General features: G+C 73.9%; 19 protein-coding genes, 1 tRNA gene and 2 pseudogenes. 12 read left to right on the forward strand and 10 right to left on the reverse strand.

All coding sequences use genetic code 11. The annotated features are described in order from the left end of the window. Nucleotides 1-11 precede the first annotated feature (11 nt). Nucleotides 12-791: a TIGR01458 family HAD-type hydrolase gene (locus tag ACZ7FF_RS07275; RefSeq protein ID WP_470810596.1), complete on the forward strand. Its 780-nt coding sequence runs from the start codon at nucleotides 12-14 to the stop codon at nucleotides 789-791. Here ACZ7FF_RS07275 and ACZ7FF_RS07280 read toward each other — a convergent pair. The 3 genes from ACZ7FF_RS07280 to ACZ7FF_RS07290 all read right to left on the reverse strand — a co-directional run bounded on the left by ACZ7FF_RS07280 (nucleotide 780) and on the right by ACZ7FF_RS07290 (nucleotide 4,453). Continuing rightward, nucleotides 780-1,604 carry a sulfite exporter TauE/SafE family protein gene (locus ACZ7FF_RS07280; RefSeq protein ID WP_470810210.1) on the reverse strand — a complete coding sequence of 275 codons (825 nt, stop codon included), beginning with the start codon at nucleotides 1,602-1,604 and terminating at the stop codon, nucleotides 780-782. The two genes, ACZ7FF_RS07275 and ACZ7FF_RS07280, sit on opposite strands and share 12 nt — an antisense overlap. A 72-nt stretch (nucleotides 1,605-1,676) precedes the next feature. Further along, entirely contained in the window at nucleotides 1,677-3,191 is a 1,515-nt protein-coding gene (locus tag ACZ7FF_RS07285; RefSeq protein WP_470810211.1) for a long-chain-fatty-acid--CoA ligase, read from the reverse strand. A 74-nt stretch (nucleotides 3,192-3,265) separates the two neighbouring features. Continuing rightward, entirely contained in the window at nucleotides 3,266-4,453 is a 1,188-nt protein-coding gene (locus ACZ7FF_RS07290; RefSeq protein WP_470810213.1) for a thiolase family protein, read from the reverse strand. A gap of 144 nt (nucleotides 4,454-4,597) precedes the next feature. Between ACZ7FF_RS07290 and ACZ7FF_RS07295 the strand changes: the two genes are divergently transcribed. The 4 genes and pseudogenes from ACZ7FF_RS07295 to ACZ7FF_RS07310 all read left to right on the forward strand — a co-directional run bounded on the left by ACZ7FF_RS07295 (nucleotide 4,598) and on the right by ACZ7FF_RS07310 (nucleotide 7,267). Further along, on the forward strand, nucleotides 4,598-5,407 hold the full coding sequence (locus ACZ7FF_RS07295) for an alpha/beta hydrolase (RefSeq protein ID WP_470810214.1): 810 nt from the start codon (nucleotides 4,598-4,600) through the stop codon (nucleotides 5,405-5,407). Between the two features lie 85 nt (nucleotides 5,408-5,492). Continuing rightward, nucleotides 5,493-5,726: pseudogene (locus tag ACZ7FF_RS07300) on the forward strand (DNA starvation/stationary phase protection protein); the annotation flags it as partial. Between the two features lie 17 nt (nucleotides 5,727-5,743). Beyond that, nucleotides 5,744-6,391, forward strand: coding sequence for an endonuclease (locus ACZ7FF_RS07305; protein ID WP_470810216.1), 648 nt, complete (start codon nucleotides 5,744-5,746; stop codon nucleotides 6,389-6,391). A gap of 69 nt (nucleotides 6,392-6,460) precedes the next feature. Then, nucleotides 6,461-7,267: an SAM-dependent methyltransferase gene (locus tag ACZ7FF_RS07310; RefSeq protein WP_470810218.1), complete on the forward strand. Its 807-nt coding sequence runs from the start codon at nucleotides 6,461-6,463 to the stop codon at nucleotides 7,265-7,267. A gap of 16 nt (nucleotides 7,268-7,283) precedes the next feature. Here the strand turns inward: ACZ7FF_RS07310 and ACZ7FF_RS07315 are convergent, their stop codons facing one another. Both ACZ7FF_RS07315 and ACZ7FF_RS07320 read right to left on the reverse strand, forming a co-directional pair. After that, nucleotides 7,284-8,135 (reverse strand): LLM class flavin-dependent oxidoreductase, encoded by an 852-nt coding sequence (locus tag ACZ7FF_RS07315; protein ID WP_470810219.1) that lies wholly within the window; start codon nucleotides 8,133-8,135, stop codon nucleotides 7,284-7,286. Nucleotides 8,136-8,312: 177 nt separating this feature from the next. Then, entirely contained in the window at nucleotides 8,313-9,167 is an 855-nt protein-coding gene (locus ACZ7FF_RS07320; RefSeq protein ID WP_470810597.1) for a Cof-type HAD-IIB family hydrolase, read from the reverse strand. A gap of 124 nt (nucleotides 9,168-9,291) precedes the next feature. Between ACZ7FF_RS07320 and ACZ7FF_RS07325 the strand changes: the two genes are divergently transcribed. The 5 genes from ACZ7FF_RS07325 (at nucleotide 9,292) to ACZ7FF_RS07345 (ending at nucleotide 14,282) form a co-directional block, all read left to right on the forward strand. Continuing rightward, on the forward strand, nucleotides 9,292-10,140 hold the full coding sequence (locus ACZ7FF_RS07325) for an SAM-dependent methyltransferase (RefSeq protein ID WP_470810220.1): 849 nt from the start codon (nucleotides 9,292-9,294) through the stop codon (nucleotides 10,138-10,140). A gap of 36 nt (nucleotides 10,141-10,176) precedes the next feature. Further along, nucleotides 10,177-11,580 carry a type I glutamate--ammonia ligase gene (locus tag ACZ7FF_RS07330; protein ID WP_470810222.1) on the forward strand — a complete coding sequence of 468 codons (1,404 nt, stop codon included), beginning with the start codon at nucleotides 10,177-10,179 and terminating at the stop codon, nucleotides 11,578-11,580. A gap of 4 nt (nucleotides 11,581-11,584) precedes the next feature. Continuing rightward, nucleotides 11,585-12,760, forward strand: coding sequence for an amidohydrolase family protein (locus ACZ7FF_RS07335; RefSeq protein ID WP_470810223.1), 1,176 nt, complete (start codon nucleotides 11,585-11,587; stop codon nucleotides 12,758-12,760). Between the two features lie 16 nt (nucleotides 12,761-12,776). Further along, complete coding sequence (locus ACZ7FF_RS07340; RefSeq protein WP_470810598.1) at nucleotides 12,777-13,304, forward strand: NUDIX hydrolase family protein; 528 nt, start codon at nucleotides 12,777-12,779, stop codon at nucleotides 13,302-13,304. 180 nt (nucleotides 13,305-13,484) lie between these two features. Next, entirely contained in the window at nucleotides 13,485-14,282 is a 798-nt protein-coding gene (locus ACZ7FF_RS07345; protein WP_470810225.1) for a COG4705 family protein, read from the forward strand. Nucleotides 14,283-14,395: 113 nt separating this feature from the next. Here the strand turns inward: ACZ7FF_RS07345 and ACZ7FF_RS07350 are convergent, their stop codons facing one another. Then, nucleotides 14,396-15,088 (reverse strand): chaplin, encoded by a 693-nt coding sequence (locus ACZ7FF_RS07350; protein WP_470810226.1) that lies wholly within the window; start codon nucleotides 15,086-15,088, stop codon nucleotides 14,396-14,398. Nucleotides 15,089-15,335: 247 nt separating this feature from the next. After that, nucleotides 15,336-15,409: transfer RNA gene (locus tag ACZ7FF_RS07355), tRNA-Pro, on the reverse strand. A gap of 124 nt (nucleotides 15,410-15,533) precedes the next feature. On the opposite strand from ACZ7FF_RS07355, the gene ACZ7FF_RS07360 reads away from it, so the two are divergent. Together ACZ7FF_RS07360 and ACZ7FF_RS07365 are read left to right on the forward strand one after the other, a co-directional pair. Next, nucleotides 15,534-16,241 (forward strand): transketolase, encoded by a 708-nt coding sequence (locus ACZ7FF_RS07360; RefSeq protein WP_470810228.1) that lies wholly within the window; start codon nucleotides 15,534-15,536, stop codon nucleotides 16,239-16,241. Nucleotides 16,242-16,271: 30 nt separating this feature from the next. Then, nucleotides 16,272-17,195, forward strand: a complete 924-nt coding sequence (locus ACZ7FF_RS07365) for a transketolase family protein (protein ID WP_470810229.1) — start codon at nucleotides 16,272-16,274, stop codon at nucleotides 17,193-17,195. Nucleotides 17,196-17,340: 145 nt separating this feature from the next. Here ACZ7FF_RS07365 and ACZ7FF_RS07370 read toward each other — a convergent pair. The 3 genes and pseudogenes from ACZ7FF_RS07370 to ACZ7FF_RS07380 form a co-directional block, all read right to left on the reverse strand. Continuing rightward, nucleotides 17,341-17,824: pseudogene (locus ACZ7FF_RS07370) on the reverse strand (MFS transporter); the annotation flags it as partial. A 120-nt stretch (nucleotides 17,825-17,944) separates the two neighbouring features. Next, the gene (locus ACZ7FF_RS07375) at nucleotides 17,945-18,304 is read right to left on the reverse strand and encodes an MmcQ/YjbR family DNA-binding protein (protein WP_470810231.1); all 360 of its coding nucleotides are present in this window, start codon (nucleotides 18,302-18,304) and stop codon (nucleotides 17,945-17,947) included. A 122-nt stretch (nucleotides 18,305-18,426) separates the two neighbouring features. Further along, complete coding sequence (locus ACZ7FF_RS07380; RefSeq protein WP_470810232.1) at nucleotides 18,427-19,329, reverse strand: LysR family transcriptional regulator; 903 nt, start codon at nucleotides 19,327-19,329, stop codon at nucleotides 18,427-18,429. Nucleotides 19,330-19,352: the final 23 nt, after the last annotated feature.

Below are 19,352 nucleotides of genomic sequence, written 5' to 3' on the forward strand. Positions count from 1 at the left end.
CCATGGAGTCCCTGGTGTCGGTGCGAGCCGTCCTGATCGACATCGACGGTGTCCTCACCGTCTCCTGGAAGCCGCTGCCGGGTGCGGTGGGTGCGCTGCGCGCGATCCGCACGGCCGGCCTCGGGGTGGCCCTGGTGACCAACACGACGTCCCGGACCCGGGCGTCGATCGCGCGGACGCTGGCTGAGGCCGGTTTCGAGGTGTCCCCCGACGAGGTCCTCACCGCCCCCGCCGTCACCGCCGCCCGTCTCGCCGAGCGGGGCCCGGGTGTGCGCTGTCTGCTGCTCAACAGCGGGGGCGTCGCGGCGGACCTGGGTGACGTCACCCTGGTCGAGGACGACCCCGAGGTGGTCGTCCTCGGCGGTGCCGGGCCGGAGTTCGGCTACGCGGCGCTCAACCGGGCCTTCGCGTGTCTCCAGCGGGGTGCGCGGCTGGTCGCCATGCACCGCAACCTGTACTGGCGGACCGAGGCCGGTCTGCAGCTGGACGCGGGGGCCTTCCTGGCGGGCCTCGAACAGGCCGCGCAGGTCGAGGCGGAGGTCACGGGCAAGCCGTCCCCGGCCTTCTTCGAGACGGCCCTCGCCCGGCTGGGGGCGGGCGCCGGACAGGCGCTGATGGTCGGCGACGACGTCGAGTCGGACGTGCTGGCCGCGCAGCGGGCCGGGCTCACCGGGGTCCTGGTGCGGACGGGGAAGTTCCAGCGGAAGACCCTGGAGTCCGCGAGCGGCACCCCGCACCACGTCGTGGACTCCTTCGCGGACCTCCCGGCGCTGCTGGGCCTAGCGCAGTAGCAGTTGCACTCCGCCCACGATCGTCGCCGCGATCACGAGTTGTTCGAAGAGCCGCTGGTTGATCCTGTTCACAGCCCACTTGCCGAACAACGCACCGGGCACGACGAACACCGCGAGCGCGGCGTCGAGGAGCAGGGAGCGGCCGTCGATCAGGCCGAGGCCCGCGCTGAACGGCACCTTGGAGACGTTCACGATCAGGAAGAAGAACGCCGACGTGCCCAGGAAGCCCAGCTTCCGGAATCCCGCGGACAGCAGGTACAGGGACATCACCGGGCCGCCCGCGTTGGCGACCATCGTCGTGAACCCGCCGAGCACGCCGTAGGACCGGGCCTTCATCCGGCCGGCCCGGCTCGTCACCGCGTCCGGCGGGTCCGGCACGTCCGGCGGGTCCGGCACGTCCGGCGGGTCCGGCACGTCCGCGGTGCCGCGGGACTCCCGGCGCCGGCGCCACAGGGTGACGCCGGCCATCAGCAGCAGGATCGCGCCGATCGAGGTCCGCACGGCCCCGTCGTCGGCCCACATCAGGAACAGGGTGCCGGCCACCACTCCGGCCGCGACGGCCGGGAACAGCCGCCACAGCGTGGGCCAGTGGGCGTGCCGCCGGTAGGTGAGCACGGCGAGCACGTCGCCGGCGATCAGGACGGGCAGCAGCACGCCGGTGGAGGCGCGGGCGGGCAGCACCGCCGCGAAGATCGCGAGGCTGACCGTGTTGGCCCCGCTCACCGCGGTTTTGGAGAAGCCGACGAGCAGGGCCGCGAAGGCGAGCGCGGCGAACTCCCAGCCGGACATGTGCCAGAGCGTGATCGTGTTCATGCGGGGACCGATGCTATGTCCGGACATGCCTGCGGCGTAAGGACCGTCTCGCCAGGTGATCTCCGCCGCCCGCTACGCCCGGTCGGCGTACCGCGCCCGCAGCTCCCGCTTGAGCACCTTCATGCTCGGTCCGAGCGGCAGCGCGTCCGCGAACTCCACGCGCCGCGGGTACTTGTGCCGGCCGAGGTTCTCCTTGCACCAGTCGGTGATCGCCGAGGCGTCGCCGGAGGCCCCCTGCGCCGGTACGACGACCGCGCACACCTCCTCGCCGTGCAGCTCGTCGGGGAGGCCGATGACGGCGACCTGGGCGACCCCGGGGTGCCGCATCAGGACCTCCTCGACCTCGCGCGGATAGACGTTGTAGCCGCCGCGGATGATGACGTCCTTCTTGCGGTCGACGATCCGCAGGAAGCCGTCCTCGTCCTTGGTGCCGAGGTCGCCGGTGCGGAACCAGCCGTCGACCAGGGCCTCGGCGGTGGCCTCCGGGCGGCCGAGGTAGCCGGAGAAGACGTTGTGGCCGCGGATGACGACCTCGCCGAGCTCGCCGGTCGGCAGCAGTTCGATGCGGCCCTCCACCTCGGCGCGCGCGATCTCCACGTCGATGCCCCACAGCGGGTGGCCGATGGTGCCGGCCCTGGTGCCGAACACGGGCTGGTTGACGGTGGCCGTGGGCGAGGTCTCGGACAGCCCGTAGCCCTCGTGGATCCGCGCGCCGAACGCGGCCTCGAACCGCTCCAGCACGGCGACGGGGAGCGAGGCTCCGCCCGAGACGCACACGCGCAGTCCGGGCAGCGTGCCGGCGTCCGCGGCGGCCGCCGCGAGCGCCACGAACATGGTGGGCACGCCGTGGAAGGTGTTGACGCCCTCCTTGACCATCAGCTCGATCGCCCGGGCCGCGTCGAAGCGGGGCAGCAGCACGAGCGTGGCGCCCGCCCGCCAGGTGGAGTTGAGCGAGACGGTCTGACCGAAGGCGTGGAACAGGGGCAGCGCGCCCAGGGCGACGTCGTCGGCGCGGATGTCGTTGGCGTCGAAGGCGTTGACGGTCGCGTTCATCACCAGGTTGAAGTGGCTGAGCACGGCGCCCTTGGGGACCCCGGTGGTGCCGCTGGTGTAGAAGACCACGGCCGGGTCGTCGGCGCTCCGGGTCACGTAGGACGGCAGCGGCTCGGCCCCGGCCGCGAGCCGGTCGAACTCCTCGCCCAGGGTGACCACCCGGACCCCCAGGGCGTCCGCGGCGGCCCGGCCTGTCTCCGCCTGCGCCGGGTGGACCAGCAGCAGGGTCGCACCGCTGTCCCGCAGAACGTGCTCGACCTCCCCGGCCGACAGCAGCAGGTGCACGGGGACGACGACTCCGCCGGCCGCGGCGACGGCGTAGTAGGCCACCGGGAACTCGGCGGTGTTGGGGGCCATCAGGGCGACCCGGTCGCCCGGTCGGGCGCCGAGGCCGGTGAGCGCGCCCGCCCGGGCCAGCGCCCTGCGCCACACCTCGGCGAACGTGAGGCGCAGGTCCCCCTCGACTAGAGCCGTCTTGTCGGGGCGGCGGCGGGCGTTCTCGGCGAGGATGGCGGCGACGGACAGGGTTGCCATGGAGTGCTGCTCCGTTTCCTTGCTGCGGCTGGTGTACCTCGGTCCCCCGGCGGGGAGCCCCGGTCGGGGATGCGTCAGTGCCTCTCGACCAGCACCGCGCTCCCCTGCCCCACTCCCACGCACATCGTGGCGAGCCCGCGCTCCGCGCCCGTGCGCCGCATGCGGTGCAGCAGGGTGGTCAGGATGCGGGCGCCCGAGCAGCCGAGGGGGTGGCCGAGGGCGATGGCGCCGCCGGTCGGGTTCACCAGGTCGGGGTCGATGCCCAGCTGGTCGACGCAGGCGAGGGCCTGTGCGGCGAACGCCTCGTTGAACTCGGCCTCCTGGAGGTCGCCGATCTCCCAGCCGGCCCGGGCGAGCGCCTTGCGGGTGGCGGGGACCGGGCCGACGCCCATGACGTCGGGGTGGACGCCCGCGGAGGCGCCCGCCACGTACCGGCCGAGGGACTCCAGGCCCAGCTCGTTCAGGGCCTCCTCGCTGACGAGGAGCAGTCCTGCGGCGCCGTCGTTCATCGGCGAGGCGTTGCCCGCCGTGACCGTGCCGCCCGCGCGGAAGACCGGCTTGAGGCGGGACAGCTTCTCCAGCGAGGTGTCCTCGCGGACGCACTCGTCCTGCTCGACCACGACGCCGTCGGGGCGTTCCACGGGCAGGAGTTCGTGGTCGAAGTGGCCGTTCTTGCGTGCCGTGGCGGCGAGCCGGTGGCTGCGCAGCGCGAACTCGTCCTGGCGCTCACGGGAGATGCCGTACCGCTCGGCGACCTCCTCGGCGGTCTCGCCCATGGACAGCAGCCCGTGCAGGTCCTTCATGGCGGGGTTGACCAGGCGCCAGCCGAGGCGGGTGTCGTGGGTCTCGATGCGATGCGGCAGGGCCTCGTCGGGGCGGGGCAGGACGAAGGGGGCGCGGCTCATGGACTCGGAGCCGCCGGCGAGCACGATGTCGGCCTCGCCCGCGGCGATCGTACGGGCGGCGGTGGTGACGGCCTCCAGGCCCGAGGCGCACAGGCGGTTGACGGTGGCACCGGGCACGGACTCGGGCAGCCCGGCGAGCAGGGCGGCCATGCGGGCGACGTTGCGGTTGTCCTCGCCGGCCTGGTTGGCGGCGCCCCAGTAGACGTCGTCGATCCGGGCGGGGTCGAGCGCGGGCACGTCGGCCACCAGGTGGCGGATCACGGTCGCCGCGAGGTCGTCGGGGCGCACCGGGGACAGGGCTCCGCGCAGCTTGCCGATGGGGGTGCGGCGGGCGGCCGCGAAGTGGACGGGACGCACGGCTTGGACTCCTGACCTACGACGCTGTGGATCAGCACGGACCGAGACACCACTTAATTAGCAGTGCTAGTTTTGGACTATAGACCGCAGGGCGGCCCCCTGGGAAGATCTTCCGGGACCTTCACCGAGGCACCTGGAGGAGAGATGCCCCACGTCCGCGAGCACGTCCTGACCGGCACCCGCGGCGACATCGCCGTCCGCGTGTGGCCGCACCCCTCGCCGCGGCACCTGGCCCTGCTGGTGCACGGGTACGGCGAGCACGCGGGCCGCTACGCCGGGCTCGCCGCGGCGCTCACCGGGCACGGGGCCGCCGTGTACGCGCCCGACCACATGGGGCACGGGCGCTCGGCCGGCGAGCGCGTGCTGATCGAGGACTTCGAGGACGTGGTCACCGACGTGCACACGGTGGCCGAACTGGCCAGGGCCGCACACCCCGGCCTGCCGCTCGTCCTCGTCGGCCACTCCATGGGCGGGCTGATCGCGGCCCGCTACGCCCAGCGCCACGGCGGCGAGCTGAGCGCGCTGATCCTTTCCGGGCCGGTGATCGGCACCTGGGAGCTGCCGGGCCGACTGCTCGCCCTTGAGGAGATCCCGGACACCCCGGTCAGTCCGTCCGCGCTCTCCCGCGACCCCGCGGTGGGCGCCGCGTACGCCGCCGATCCGCTGGTCTGGCACGGGCCGATGAAGCGCCCGACGCTGGGGGCCTTCGCCCGCACCCTGCGGACCGTCGCCGACGGCGGCGACGTGGGCGCGCTGCCCGTGCTGTGGCTGCACGGGGACGACGACCGCCTGGTGCCGCTGCCCGGGAGCCGGATCGGGGTGGAGCGGCTGAGCGGCGGCGCGCTGACCGAGCGGATCTACCCGGGGGCGCGGCACGAGGTGTTCCACGAGACGGTCGCCGAGGACGTCCTCGCCGAGGTGCTCCGCTTCCTGGGCCGGGTACTGCCCCGCTGATCAGGCCCGTTTTGCACCCCGGACGCTGGGCACCCGCCCCTTCGGACCAGATCCGACGAACCGCATGAAAGGGGACGCACACGCCATGACCGTGGTGCAGAGTTCGCTGCCCGACGAGGCACTCGGTGTCACGGGGACGGCCCTACAGGACACCCTGGTGGATCTGCTCGGCCTGTCACTGATCGGGAAGCAGGCGCACTGGAACATCGTGGGCCCGCGGTTCCGGTAGATCCACCTCCAGCTGGACGAGGTGGTCGCGACGGCCCGCGCCCACTCCCACCCGCCAGCCGCGTCCCCAACCTCACCGGGCAATACACCTAGGGCCTGGGAGGAACCATGAACCGCGACGAGCGGATCGTCCACGAGCTGGTGTCCGGGTACGGGCGGACGTACGCCGAGGAGGCGGGCATCCGCCTGAAGGACACCCCGCAGCCGCTGTACCGGCTGCTCGTGCTGTCCCTGCTGCTCAGCGCCCGGATCCGGGCCTCGGTCGCGGTCGCCGCCTCGCGGGCCCTGCACGAGGACCGCCTGGACAGCCCCCGCCGCATGGCCGGGGCCGAGTGGCAGCAGCGGGTCGACGCCCTCGGCCGGGGCGGCTACCGGCGCTACGACGAGCGGACGGCCACCCAACTGGGCGACGGAGCCGAGCTGTTGACCGAGCGGTGGGGCGGCGATCTGCGCCGGCTGCACGAGGAGGCGCACGGCGACGCCGGTGAACTCGCCCGGCTGCTCCAGGAGGAGCCGGGTGTGGGCCCGGCCGGCGCCGACATCTTCCTGCGCGAGGCGCAGCGGGTATGGCCGGAACTCGCCCCCTATCTGGACGGCAAGGCGCTGTCCGGGGCCGGGCGGCTCGGCCTGCCGAAGGACCCCGAGAAGCTGACGGAGCTGGCCAGGGACACCGAACCGGCGGTCCTGGCAGCCGCGTTGGTGCGCGCGGCGTTGGACGAAGAGGTGGCCGAAGACTGTCTGCGCCGCGCCGGCTGACCGTGTCAGACTGCTGCTCGCACGGCCCCGGGCGACCGCCGGGGCCGGCGGAGCCGAGGAGCAGCACACGTGACGGGGACCGAGCCGGCCGCACACCGCATCGACACGACCCGGCCCCATCCGGCCCGGGTGTACGACTGGTTCCTCGGCGGCAAGGACAACTACCCCGTCGACGAGGAACTCGGCCGGCGGATCACGGCCATCGACGACGGCGCGGCCCGGGCCGCGCGCGCCAACCGGGCGTTCATGCGCCGGGCCACGCGCGCGCTCGCCGAGGACGGCATCCGCCAGTTCCTGGACATCGGCACGGGCATACCGACCGAGCCCAACCTGCACCAGATCGCCCAGTCGGTGACGCCCGACGCGCGGGTGGTCTACGTCGACAACGACCCGATCGTGCTGGCCCACGCCAGCGCGCTGCTGCGCGGCACGCACGAGGGCGTGACGGAGTACGCGCAGGCCGACGCCCGCGACCCGCGCGCCATCCTCGAACGGGCGGGCCGGGTGCTGGACTTCGACCGTCCGGTGGCCCTCTCCCTGATCGCCCTGCTGCACTTCGTCGCCGACGCGGACGGCGCCCACGACGTGGTGTCCACCCTCGTGGAGGCGCTGGCGCCGGGCAGCTGCCTGGTGCTGTCGATGATGACCGCCGACTTCGAACCGGAGAACGTGCACCGGGGCATCGCCGCCTACGCGGCGGGCGGGGTGACCCTGGTGGCCCGCTCCCGGGACGAGGTGGCCGCCTTCTTCAAGGGACTCGACCTGCTCCCGCCGGGCGTCGTGCCGGTCGCCGACTGGCGGGGCGAGGACACCCCGGCGGTCGGCGACCGGCCGGTCTCGCTCTACGGCGCGGTGGGCCGCAAGTCCGCCCGCTGACCCACCGCGCGGGACGTCAGAACAGCACGTCGGCGAACCGGTCGGGCTGGTCCGCGTCCGAGGACCAGCAGTAGAGCACGACCTCGTCGGCGCCGATGCCGAAGAAGGCGTCGACCGCCCCGCGGACCGCCCCCGGGGTGGTGAGCAGCCCGTCGGCCATGTACGACGCGTGGCCGGTGAAGGCGTAGTACGCGGCGATGTTGCGCCGGGCCTGCCCCACCGTAGCCTCGGGGCCGAGGACGGCGTTCACCTGTGCCACCAGGCGCGGCGCGCCGGGGCGGTCGTGCTTCGCCCAGACCGCCTCGACGTCGCGGAACCTGCCGTCCATCGCCGCGGGCGGCAGCGCGGCCCCGATGAAGCCGTCGCCGAACCGGCCGACCCGCTCGATCGCCGCCGGGGCGAAGCCGCCGAACAGCACCTCCGGGCCGCCGGGCGTCGCGGGCGCCGGCCCGACGGGACCGACGCCCTCGCCGTACGGCTCGCCGGACCAGGTCCGGCGCAGCAGGGTCAGCTGTTCGTCGAGGCGGCGGCCCCGGCGGCGATGGCCGACGCCGGCGGCGAGGCTGTCGTCCTCCCGGCCGCCGACGCCGACGCCGAGCGTGAAGCGGCCGCCGGACAGCCGGTCGAGGGTCGCGGTCTGCTTGGCGAGGAGCGCCGTACGGTGGACGGGCGCGATCAGCACCTCGGTCTGCAGACGGATGCGCGAGGTGGCGCCGGCGAGCGCCGCGAGGGTGACGAGGGGCTCGGGGTTGTCGAACACGAGCCGGTCCAGCAGCGCGAGCGTGCTGAACGGGCCGGCGTCGGCGCGCCGGGCCCACGTGAACAGCAGGGCCGGGTCGTCGACGGGAAGTCCGAGACCGATCTTCATGGTGATACCTCCGGAAGGGCATGCCGAATCGACTGCCGCCCCTCCGTGGCTCCGCGCTGCCGTGCGCGGGCTCGCTCCCGTTCTGCGGCGTGGTTCGAGGGAGCGTGATCGCCGGATGGGCGCCGACCGTAACGGGGCCCGCGCGGCCCCCACAACTCCTTTTCGGCGCCGGCCGCGCTACAGGCCGAGGACGCGGGCGACGGTTCGCAGCACCCCGTTGTCGTTGTTGGACGGGGCCAGGTGGCGGGCCCGCCGTACGACCTCCGGGTGGGCGTTGGCCATGGCGAAGGACCACTCGGCCGCGTCGAGCATCTCCAGGTCGTTGAGGTAGTCACCGAACACCATGGTCTGCGCGGGGGTGATGCCGAGCGCCCGCTGCAGTCCGCGCAGGGCGGTGCCCTTGTTCGCGGTGCGGTTCATGACGTCCACCCAGTGCTCGCCGGAGACGACGACCTGGTGCGTGCCGGCGAACGGGGCGAGGGCCGGGGCGGTGGAGTGCTCGGCGGTCCCGAAGTCGAAGACCGCCACCTTGATCGGCTCGTCGTCCACGGCGGTGACGTCCTCGACGATCCGGTGCTCGACGTAGTACTTGCGCACCTCCGCCAGGAACGCCTCGTCGGTGCGCTCGACGTACGCCGCCCGCTTGCCGCACACCACGGCGCCCGCGTCGCCGCCGTCCGCGACCAGCCGCCGTACCGTCCGGGCGACCCCGGCCGCCACGGACCGCTCCAGCGGGTCGGAGCTCAGTTCCGCCCCGTCACGGACCACGTACGTGCCGTTCTCGGCGATGAACACCATGCCCTCGGCGACGTCCGCGAACTGCCGCGCCAGGGTGGCGTACTGGCGGCCGCTGGCCGGGCTGAACAGGACCCCGCGCCGGCGCAGTTCGGCGAGCATCGGCCACAGGCCGTCCGGTATCCGCTTGGCGTCGTCCAGCAGCGTGCCGTCCATGTCGGTGACGACGAGCCGGATGTCCGCGGGGCCGGCCGGCGGGCGGGGGGCGTCGAGCAGGGGCGTGGGCGTGGCGGACATGTGCTGCTTCCGGTCGGCGACGGGGTAGGTCACCAGTGTTCCTCATGCCCCGGAACGACCCGGACGCGCCCCGAACCGCCCGCGGTGTGCGCCTGCCGGGACAGCGCGATCGGCGGGCGGCACAATGACGGCGGCAACCGCACGTGGGAAGGGCGGCGACGTGACCGACGGCGACTCGGCGACGGCCGGACCGGCGAGGCTCAGCACGTCCGTGGCGCACAACGCCCGGGTGTGGAACTACTGGCTCGGCGGCAAGGACAACTACGAGGTGGACCAGCGGGTCGGTGAGCACGTCGCCGGGATGTTCCCGGTGATCCGTGCGGTGGCCCGCGCGGACCGGGCCTTCCTCGCGCGGACGGTGCGGTTCCTGACCACCGAGCGCGGGACACGGCAGTTCCTGGACGTGGGCACGGGCCTGCCGACCGTGGAGAACACCCACGAGATCGCGCAGCGGCTCGCCCCGGAGTCACGGGTCGTGTACGTGGACAACGACCCGATCGTGCTCGTGCACGCCCGTTCCCTGCTCACCAGCTCCGCACAGGGCGTCACGGACTACGTCGACGCCGACGTGCACGATCCGGAGGCCATCGTGCAGCGCGCCGCCGAGACCCTGGACCTGGACCGGCCGGTCGCGGTGATGATGCTGGGCATCCTCAACTTCGTCCTGGACACCGAGGAGGCCCGGGACATCGTGCGGCGGCTCGTGGCGGCGGTGCCCTCCGGCAGCCACCTGGTGCTCACCCACCCCACCTTCGACGCCGAGGCCGGCGGCGAGGGCAACGTCGCGGCGATGGAGTTCTGGAACGCCAACGCCACCCCGCCGATCACCGCCCGCGGCAGGGAGGAGATCGCCTCCTTCCTCGCCGGGCTCGACCTGGTCGAGCCCGGCCTGGTGCCCTGCTCGCAGTGGCGCGCCGAGTCCGCGTCCGCCGCCCCGGTGCCGCAGTTCGGCGCGGTGGCCGTGAAGCCCTGACCCCGAGCGCCGGGCGGAGCCCGGCCAGGAGGACGTATGACCACCCTCGCCGACCCCGTACCCGGCGGCCGCCCCGGCGATCTGCGCCGGGTCGCCGCGCTCACCGCCGAGCTGGCCGCGCGGGATGAGCGCGGCATCGTGCTGGCCTACGTCGACACGGCGGGTGTCGGCCGGGTCAAGACGATCCCGACGGCCCGGCTGGAGGCGGCCGTGTCCTGGGGCGTCGGGATGTCACCGGTGTTCGACACCTTCCTCGCCGACGACTCGATCGTCACCACCGACGTCCTCGGCTCCCCCGACGGCGACCTCCGGCTCTACCCGGACCTCGACCGGCTGGTGGCGCTGGCCGGGCAGCCCGGCTGGGCCTGGGCGCCGGTGGACCGGATCACCCAGGAGGGCGCCCGGCATCCCGGCTGCGCCCGGACCTTCCTGCGCCGGACCGTCGCCGGCGCGGCCGAACGGCACGGCCTCGCGTTCCGGACGGCCATCGAGATCGAGTGGGCGGTCGGTCTCGGCTCGGCGCCCGCCGGGGAGTTCGTGCCGGCGGTCTCCGGACCGGCGTACGGCGCGATCCGGCAGGTCGAGCTGAGCGACTACACCGCCGACCTGCTGGCCGCCCTCGCCGCGCAGGACGTGGACGTCGACCAGCTCCATCCCGAGTACGCGGCCGGGCAGTTCGAGGTCTCGGTGGGCGCGCTGGACCCGGTGGCGGCGGCCGACCGCAGCGTGCTGGTGCGCCAGACGGTCAGGGCGGTCGCGCAGCGGCACGGGCTGCGGGTGTCGTTCTCGCCCGCGGTGTCCGCCGAGGGCGTCGGCAACGGCGGTCATGTGCACCTGTCCTGCTGGCGTGACGGGGTGAACCTGCACGCGGGCGGCGGGCTCCGCCACGGCATGACCCCCGAAGCGGAGTCCTTCGCGGCCGGGGTGCTCGCCCACCTGCCCGCGCTGACGGCGGTCACCGCGCCGAGCCCCGCCAGCTACCTGCGGCTCAAACCCTCCCGGTGGGCGGGGGTGTTCACCGCGTGGGGCCGCGAGACCCGGGAGGCGGCGCTGCGGATGGTCACCGGTACGGCGGGCCGCCGGGACCAGGACGCCAACATGGAGGTGAAACCGGTCGACCTGGCCGCCAACCCGTACCTGGCGCTCGGCTGCCTGATCGCCGCCGGACTCGACGGCCTGACGTCGGCCCGCCCGCTGCCCGAGGAGATCACCGGCGACCCGGCCCGCTACGGCATGGACGAGGCGGCGGCCCTCGGCGTGCGTCGGCTGCCGGTCTCGCTGCCGCGGGCGGTGGAGGAGTTCCGCGCCGACGCGGTGCTGCGCGACGCGCTCGGCCCGGTCCTCGCGGACGCGGTGACCGCCGTGCGGCTCGGCGAGGCGGCCGCGGCCGACGGACTGGACGACGCGGGGGTTGCGGCGGCCTACCGGTGGAAGTACTGAGAGCATGGCGTCCCCCGGACCGGTCCACGAGGCCCTCGCCGCGCTGCCGCTGGTGGACCACCACTGCCACGGCGCGGTGACGGCGGACCTCGCCCCCGGGCAGTTCGAGTCGCTGATCACCGAGGGCGAGGCCTGGCCCGGTGTGTCGCCCTTCGACAGCCCGGTCGGCACCGCCCTACGCCGCCACTGCGCGCCCCTGCTCGACCTCCCCCGGCACGCGCCGCCCGGCGACTACCTGGCCCGGCGCGGGGCCCTCGGCTGGCAGGAGGTCAACCGCCGCTTCCTGACCGCCGCGGGAGCCGAGACGTTCTGCGTGGACACCGGCTACGCCCCGCACCCGGTCACCTCCCCCGCCGGCCTGGCCCGCAGTGCGGGAGCCGCCGCCTACGAGGTCGTACGACTCGAACAGGTGGCCGAGTCGGTGGTTGCGCGGGGCATGGAGGCGGACGAGTACGCGGCCGCCTTCCGCGCGGCCGCCGAGAAGGCCGTACGGAGGCCGGGCGTGGTGGCGGTGAAGTCGGTGGCCGCCTACCGCACCGGGTTCGCGCTCGACCCGGGGCCGCCGACGGACACCGAGGTGACCGCGGCGGCCGCCCGCTGGCTCGCCGGGGGCGGACGCCTTACGGACCCGGTCCTGGTCCGGCACCTGCTGTGGACCGCCGTCGGCCTGGGCCTGCCCCTGCAGCTGCACACCGGCTTCGGCGACGCGGACGTACGGCTGCACCGGGCCGACCCCGCGCTGCTCACCGACTGGCTGCACCGCACGGCCGGCACGATCCCGGTCCTGCTGCTGCACTGCTGGCCGTACCAGCGCCAAGCCGCCTATCTGGCCGCGGTGTTCGAGCACGTGTACCTGGACGTGGGACTGGCCCTGCACTACACCGGCCCGGCCCGCGCCCGGACCGTGCTGGAGGAGGCCCTGGAGATCACCCCCTACCGGAAACTGCTGTACAGCTCCGACGCCTACGGGGTGGCCGAATTCCACCACCTGGGCGCCCTGTGCTTCCGGCAGGGGCTCGCCGCTCTCCTGCAGAGCCGTGTGGACGCCGACGAGCTGAGCCTGCCCGACGCCCTGCGGATCGCGGCCTGGACGGGCCGCGACAACGCCCGCCGCCTGTACGGACCACCCGTATCCGAACCTGTCCGCGATCCCCGCGGACGCCCCACCCGGAAAGTATGATCAAGCAATGTCTGACATGACCGAGACCACGCCCGGCTGGCTGACCACGGACGAGCTGGAAATGGCCAGGGCCCGGATGCCGATCCTGTACGTCGAGGCCGTGCCCGTGCGCGTGGACGACAGCGGCGAAGTCACCAGCATCGGACTGCTGTTGCGCATCGGCCCGGACGGAACGGTCAGCCGGACCCTGGTCTCCGGGCGGGTGCTGCACCACGAGCGGGTCCGCGACGCGCTGCTGCGCCACCTGGAGAAGGACCTCGGCCCGGTGGCCCTGCCCCGCATCCCCGCCTCCCTGCAGCCGTTCACGGTCGCCGAGTACTTCCCGACGGCCGGGGTCACCCCGTACCACGACCCGCGCCAGCACGCGGTGTCCCTGGCCTATGTCGTGCCGGTGACCGGCGACTGCCGGCCGCGCCAGGACGCGCTGGACCTGGTGTGGTTCAGCCCGCAGGAGGCGGCCTCCGCGGCCGTGCAGGGGGAGATGCCGGGCGGGCACGGGGCGCTGCTGAAGCAGGCGCTCGCCCACGTGGGCCTGGCCTTCTGAGTCCGGCGGCCTGACGGACCTGTCTACCAGGCCGGTCAGGCCACCGACCAGGGATTTCCCCGGGGCTTTCAGGTTGCGTTCAGGTTCACGGCGGCCCGGGGCAACACCTGCACCAGAAGCCCCAAAGCAATGGCAAAGGGGGCTGGGGGCGGTGCGGTCGGCCGTGCGAGGGTTCGGTCCATGAGCACAGAGCACGTCCTCGACCGCCGGCCGAGCGGCCTCGCACGCGCGCGCATACGCGAGAGCGCGAACAAGGTGCCGGAGGTCACCGTCTACTTCTGGATCATCAAGGTCCTGACCACCGGCATGGGCGAGACCGCCTCCGACTTCCTGGCCCATGTGTTCGGCCCGATCCCCGCGGTCGGCCTCGGCGGTCTCGCGCTCGTCGCCGCGCTCGTGCTCCAGCTGGCCGTCCGCCGGTACGTGGCCTGGATCTACTGGACGGCGATCGTCATGGTCAGCGTGTTCGGCACCATGGCCGCGGACGTGCTCCACGTCGGCCTCGGCGTGCCGTACACCCTGTCCACCCCGCTCTTCCTCATCGCCCTGGCGGCCGTCTTCGCCCTCTGGTACGCGAGCGAGCGGACCCTGTCGATCCACACCATCCGCACCCGCCGCCGCGAGTGCTTCTACTGGGCGGCCGTCCTCGCCACCTTCGCCCTGGGCACCGCCGCGGGCGACCTCACCGCGACCGTCGGCCTCGGCTACCTCGGCTCGGTGGTCCTCTTCGCGGTGGCCATCGCCGTCCCGGCCGTCGCCCACCGCGCCGGCGCCCTCGGCCCGGTGACCGCCTTCTGGTCCGCCTACGTCATCACCCGCCCGCTCGGCGCCTCCCTCGCCGACTGGATGGCCGTGCCGGGCAGGCGCGGCGGCCTCGACTGGGGGCTGGGCCCGGTCACCCTGTCCTGGACCGTGGCGATCGTCGCCTTCGTGGCGTTCCTCGCGGTGACCCGGCGGGACACCGAGCCGGCCGCCTGACGGCACACGACGGCCCGGCACCGGGAGGGTTCCCGGGTGCCGGGCCGTCGGTGCGTCCGCGGGAGGGCCTCATCGGGACGCGCCCGGCAAGACCCTCCCGCCGTGCACCGGAATCAGGACTTGCGGCGCGCCGAGTCCCCGCGGAAGCGCCGGTACAGCGCGGTCCCGCCGATCAGCGACACCGCGCCCGTGGCGGCGGCGAGCAGGGTGCCGTCCGTACCGGTGTGCGCGAGCGTGCCCGTCGCAGCCGGGGGCTGCATGGTCGACGAGGAGACCGGCGTCGGCGCCGGGCGCGCGGGCGGGACGTGCCGCGCCGGGGCCGGCGGCTCGGACCGGACCGGCGGCGTCACCCGCGGCGGCGGAGTGACCCGCGGCGGGGTGGTCGTGGGGACGTCGGTGTTCACGGACTGGTCGCCGAAAACGGGGTTGCCGATGCCCACGACGTTCGCGGAGTTGCCGCTGATGTTCACCGGGACGTGCACCGGCAGCTGGATGCCGTTCCCGGAGACGACGCCCGGCGAGTCGTGCGTGACACCGGTGGCCGTGGCCCCGCCGTGCGTCACCGATCCGCCGCTCTGGGCGGCACCGCCGCCGGCGTTGGCACAGCCGTTACCCATGGCGGGATTGAGGAGTCCGACCACGTTCACGGTGTCCCCGCACAGGTTCACCGGGACGTGCACCGGCAGCTGCACCGTGTTTCCGGAGATCAGCCCTGGCGAACCGGCCGCGGCACCGTTCGCCGCGGAGTCGGCGAACACCGGACCCGCCACAGCCATCGCGCCCGAGGCGGCCGCGAACGCGATCACACCGTTTCGGGTAACCCGATTCATAGGTTCCCTGCCTTCCAGACATAAGCGCGGGCACTCACCCGCATCTGGTGAAACGCAGGGGGAAACATCCGAGTTATGGCTTTTCAACCGTTTGGCCGGTACCCATTCACCCGGTCGGCGGGTCGTCACGCCCGATCCGGGGCCTGTCGCGGAATCGTCCGGAAATGATCGAAGGGCCGTACCGGACTGCTCCGACACGACCCCTGACCTGCGTCGCCGCAAGTCGGGACGACAGGATTTGAACCTGCGACCCCTTGACCCCCAGTCAAGTGCGCTACCAAGCTGCGCCACGTCCCGATGCCGTTTGACCTGGGATTTCCCCGGCCGAACGCGCAGGGAAACAATACCGCACTCGGCTCGGTGATCGCGCATCCCTTTCCGGGTTGACCTCAAGCTTGGTTGAGGTTGCACGCTCTTCCACATGACGATCACAGCGGACGAGCACCGCACGTACGGCCACGCCGACCTGCCCCGGCTGATGGGCCTGATGACCGGCGACGAGAAACACGGCCCGGCGGCCACCTCCACGCTCGACGTGCTGTGGGTGCTCTACGACCGGGTGCTCCGGGTGACGCCACGACGGCTGGACGACCCGGGCCGGGACCGGTTCCTGCTGAGCAAGGGGCACGGGCCCATGGCCTACTACGCGGTGCTGGCCGCGAAGGGGTTCCTGCCGGTGGAGTGGCTGCCCGGCTTCGGCGGGTACGACTCCCCGCTCGGCCACCACCCGGACCGCGTGCTGGTGCCGGGGGCCGAGATCGGCAGCGGGTCGCTGGGGCACGGGCTGCCGATCGGCGTCGGGACCGCGCTGGGCCTGCGCGCCCAGGGCCTGCACGGGCCGGCCGTCTGGGTGCTGATCGGGGACGCCGAGCTGGACGAGGGCAGCAACCACGAGGCGATCGCCTTCGCCGGGCCCGCCGGACTGGAGCGGCTGCACACCGTCGTGGTGGACAACTCCTCCGCCAGCCATGCCCGGCCCGGCGGGATCGCCGCCCGGTTCGAGGCCGCGGGCTGGTCCGCGACGACCGTCGACGGGCGCGACCACAAGGCCCTGTACGACGCGTTCACCGCGCCCCATCCGGGCCGGCCGCACGTGGTCGTGGCCCGTGTCGAGCCGAAGAACGCCTGACCTCCCCGCTCCGGAAAGGGCATCACCTCCATGGACACCATGCGTGACCGTTTCGCCCCCGTCGTCTCCCGGCTCCTGGACGAGGACCCGCGTGTCGCCGTGGTCCTCGCCGAGATCGGCAAGGACGCCTTCAGGGAAGCCACGGCCCGGCACCCGAACCGGGTGATCAACGTCGGCATCCGCGAGCAGCTCCTGGTCGGGGCGGGGGCGGGGCTGGCGCTCACCGGGCTGCGGCCGGTCGTGCACACCTTCGCCAGCTTTCTCGTGGAGCGGGCGTTCGAGCAGGTCAAGCTGGACCTCGGGCACCAGGACACGGGGGCGGTGCTGGTCAGCGCGGCCGCGTCCTTCGACTGGCCGGCCGGTGGCTACACGCACATGGCCCCGGGCGATGTGGCGCTGCTCGACACCCTGGACGGCTGGACCGTGCATGTGCCGGGGCATCCCGACGAGGCCGAGACCCTGCTGCGCCGCGCGGTCGCCGCGGGCGACGACAAGGTCTACGTACGGCTGTCGGTGCAGTCGAACCGGCAGGGGCGGGCGATCGACGGCGAGCACTTCGTGACCGTCCGGGAGGGGCGCGCCGGTGTGGTCGTGGCGGTGGGCCCGCTGCTCGACGAGGTGCTCGCCGCGACCGAGGGGCTGGACGTGACCGTGCTGTACGCGACGACCGTGCGGCCCTTCGACGCGGCGGGGCTGCGCCGGGCCACCGGGGCTGCGGGCACCGACGTGGTGCTGGTCGAGCCGTATCTGGCCGGGACGTCGACGGGCGCGGTGGCCGAGGCGCTCCTGGACGTGCCGCACCGGGTGCTCGGACTCGGCGTCGGCCGCCGCGAACTGCGCCGCTACGGCACGATCGAGGAACACGTCGCCGCCCACGGCCTGGACGCGCACAGCCTGCGGGAACGGATCAGCGGGTTCCTGGACACGGGACGGCGGACGCACCCCGGCGCGTGAGGCCGTGCGCATGCCCTTCGCGAGACCCGCGCCCACGACGGCCCGTGCGTGGGGCCCGGCCCCCGGGGTGCCTGCGCGCCGTCCCTCAGCGCGCGGGGCCGCTCGGCTCGGCGCGGATCAGGTCGCGTATCCGGGGGGGGACGGCGAGCAGGGTCGCGGCCACGGCGACGCCGGCCACCGCCGCGATCAGCAGGACGTGGCCGTCGGCGGCGAGCCGGGGCACGGTGCTCGCCACTCCCGGCGAAGCCGATGGCGCAGATCTGCCACAGCACCACGTGCCCGGTGAAGAAGAGGCCCGCGGCGAGGGACTGGGTGCCGAGCCGGACGAGGTCGGCGCCGATCATCAGCTTCCGTGTGCTGAACCGGTCGGCGATGACGCCGCCGAGGACGACGAGGCCGGCGAAGGCCGCGGCCGTGGACGCCATGGCGAGGCCGACCGCGCCCGCGCCGTACCCGTGCTCCAGCAGCCCGGCGGCGAGCGCCACGGGCAGCATGGTGTCGCCGAGCCGGGCGGCGGCCCGGGCCACGAAGAACAGCGCGAAGTCCCGTGACCAGACCGCCGGGACGCCGGCCACGCTCCGCCGTACCCCCCGGACGACTCCGCCCCGCCGTGAGGCCGTTCCGGTGATCGCGGTTCCCCTCCCTGTCCCCGTCCGCCCCCGGCGCTCCCGGCACCGGCCCCGCGGTGTGCCCGCACCGCGGCCGCCGCGGGGGATCATGGCACGCCGCGCCCGCGCCCATCGGGGTTTTCAGTGGGCGGGCGGCAGCCTCAGCTCGGGGTGGGCGTCGAGGAGTGCCGGCGGGGCGGCCTGGCGCCAGGAGTCGGCGAGGATGTCCCGCAGTTCGTCCTCGTCCTCCAGCGCGGCGAGTCTCGCCCTCACCCAGGCGAACTGGGCTTCATGGCCGGCGATCCAGAACTTCCCCGGCTCGGCCAGCACCAGTTCGTCCCGCTCCTCCTTCGGGCAGCGCACGGCGATGGACGTCTCGTCCTCGGGCAGGGTCGCGAACATCTTCCCCGCGACCCGGAACGTGGGCATGCTCCAGGCGGTCTTCTCCGTGGTGTCCGGCAGGGACAGGGCGATACGGCGTACGTCTTCTGCGTCGGGCATGCAACGCACCGTAGCTCCTGCCACTGACAGTCACCCGGCGGCCGGATCCAGCCGCTCGTACCAGAGGGTCGTCGGCCGCAACTCCCCCGCGGGGCCTACCTCGTAGCCGGGAACGGGAGTGCTCACGCCTGCGCCGCCTCGCCCAGCGCCCGGAGCACCGGCCGGATCAGCGGGTGTCCCTCGGCCCCGCGCCGTACCGCGGCGAACACCCGGCGGGTGGGAGCCACCCCGTCGACCGGTCGTACGACCACACCCGTGAGGTCCATCCCGCGCAGGGCGGAGCGGGGCACGAGCGCCACGCCCGCGTCGGCCGAGGCGAGCGCGACGACCGCACGGAAGTCGTCGGAGGAGTGTTCGAGGCGTGGCTGGTAGCCGGCGCTCTCGCAGGCCAGGACGACCACGTCGTGGCAGGGGTTGCCCGGGTACGGGCCGATCCACGGGTCCTTGGCCAGCTCGGCGAGCGGGACCTCCGCCGCGTCCGCGAGGCGGTGGCCGACGGGTACGACGGCGTCGAAGGGCTCCGCGTAGAGGGGCACGTGGGTCAGCCGCGGGTCGTCGGCGGACGGTGCGCCCCGGTACTCGACGGCCACGGCCACGTCCACCTGCCGGTCCAGCACCATCGGCAGGCTGGCGTCGCCCTCGGCGTCCTGGACCCGGATCCGTATGCCGGGCGCGGCGGCGGCGAGGCGGGCCACGGCGGGGGCCACCACCTGGGCGATGCCGGTCGCGAAGGCCGCCACGGTGACCGTGCCGGCCTCGCCCGAGCCGTAGGCCGCCAGCTCGGCCTCGGCGCGCTCCAGCTGGGCGAGGACCGCGTTGGTGTGGCCGAGCAGGATCTCGCCGGCCGGGGTGAGCCGCACGCCCTTGGCACCGCGCTCGACCAGGCGGTGGCCGGTCTCCTGCTCCAGGGCCGTCAGCTGCTGCGAGACCGCCGAGGGGGTGAGGTAGAGCGCAGCGGCTGCCGCGGTCACCGTGCGGTGGTCCGCCACCGCACGGAGGATGTGGAGCCGCCGTGCCTCGATCATGCGGTCAATTATCGCAAGACGTC

This window comes from Streptomyces sp. NPDC037126, assembly GCF_055605965.1.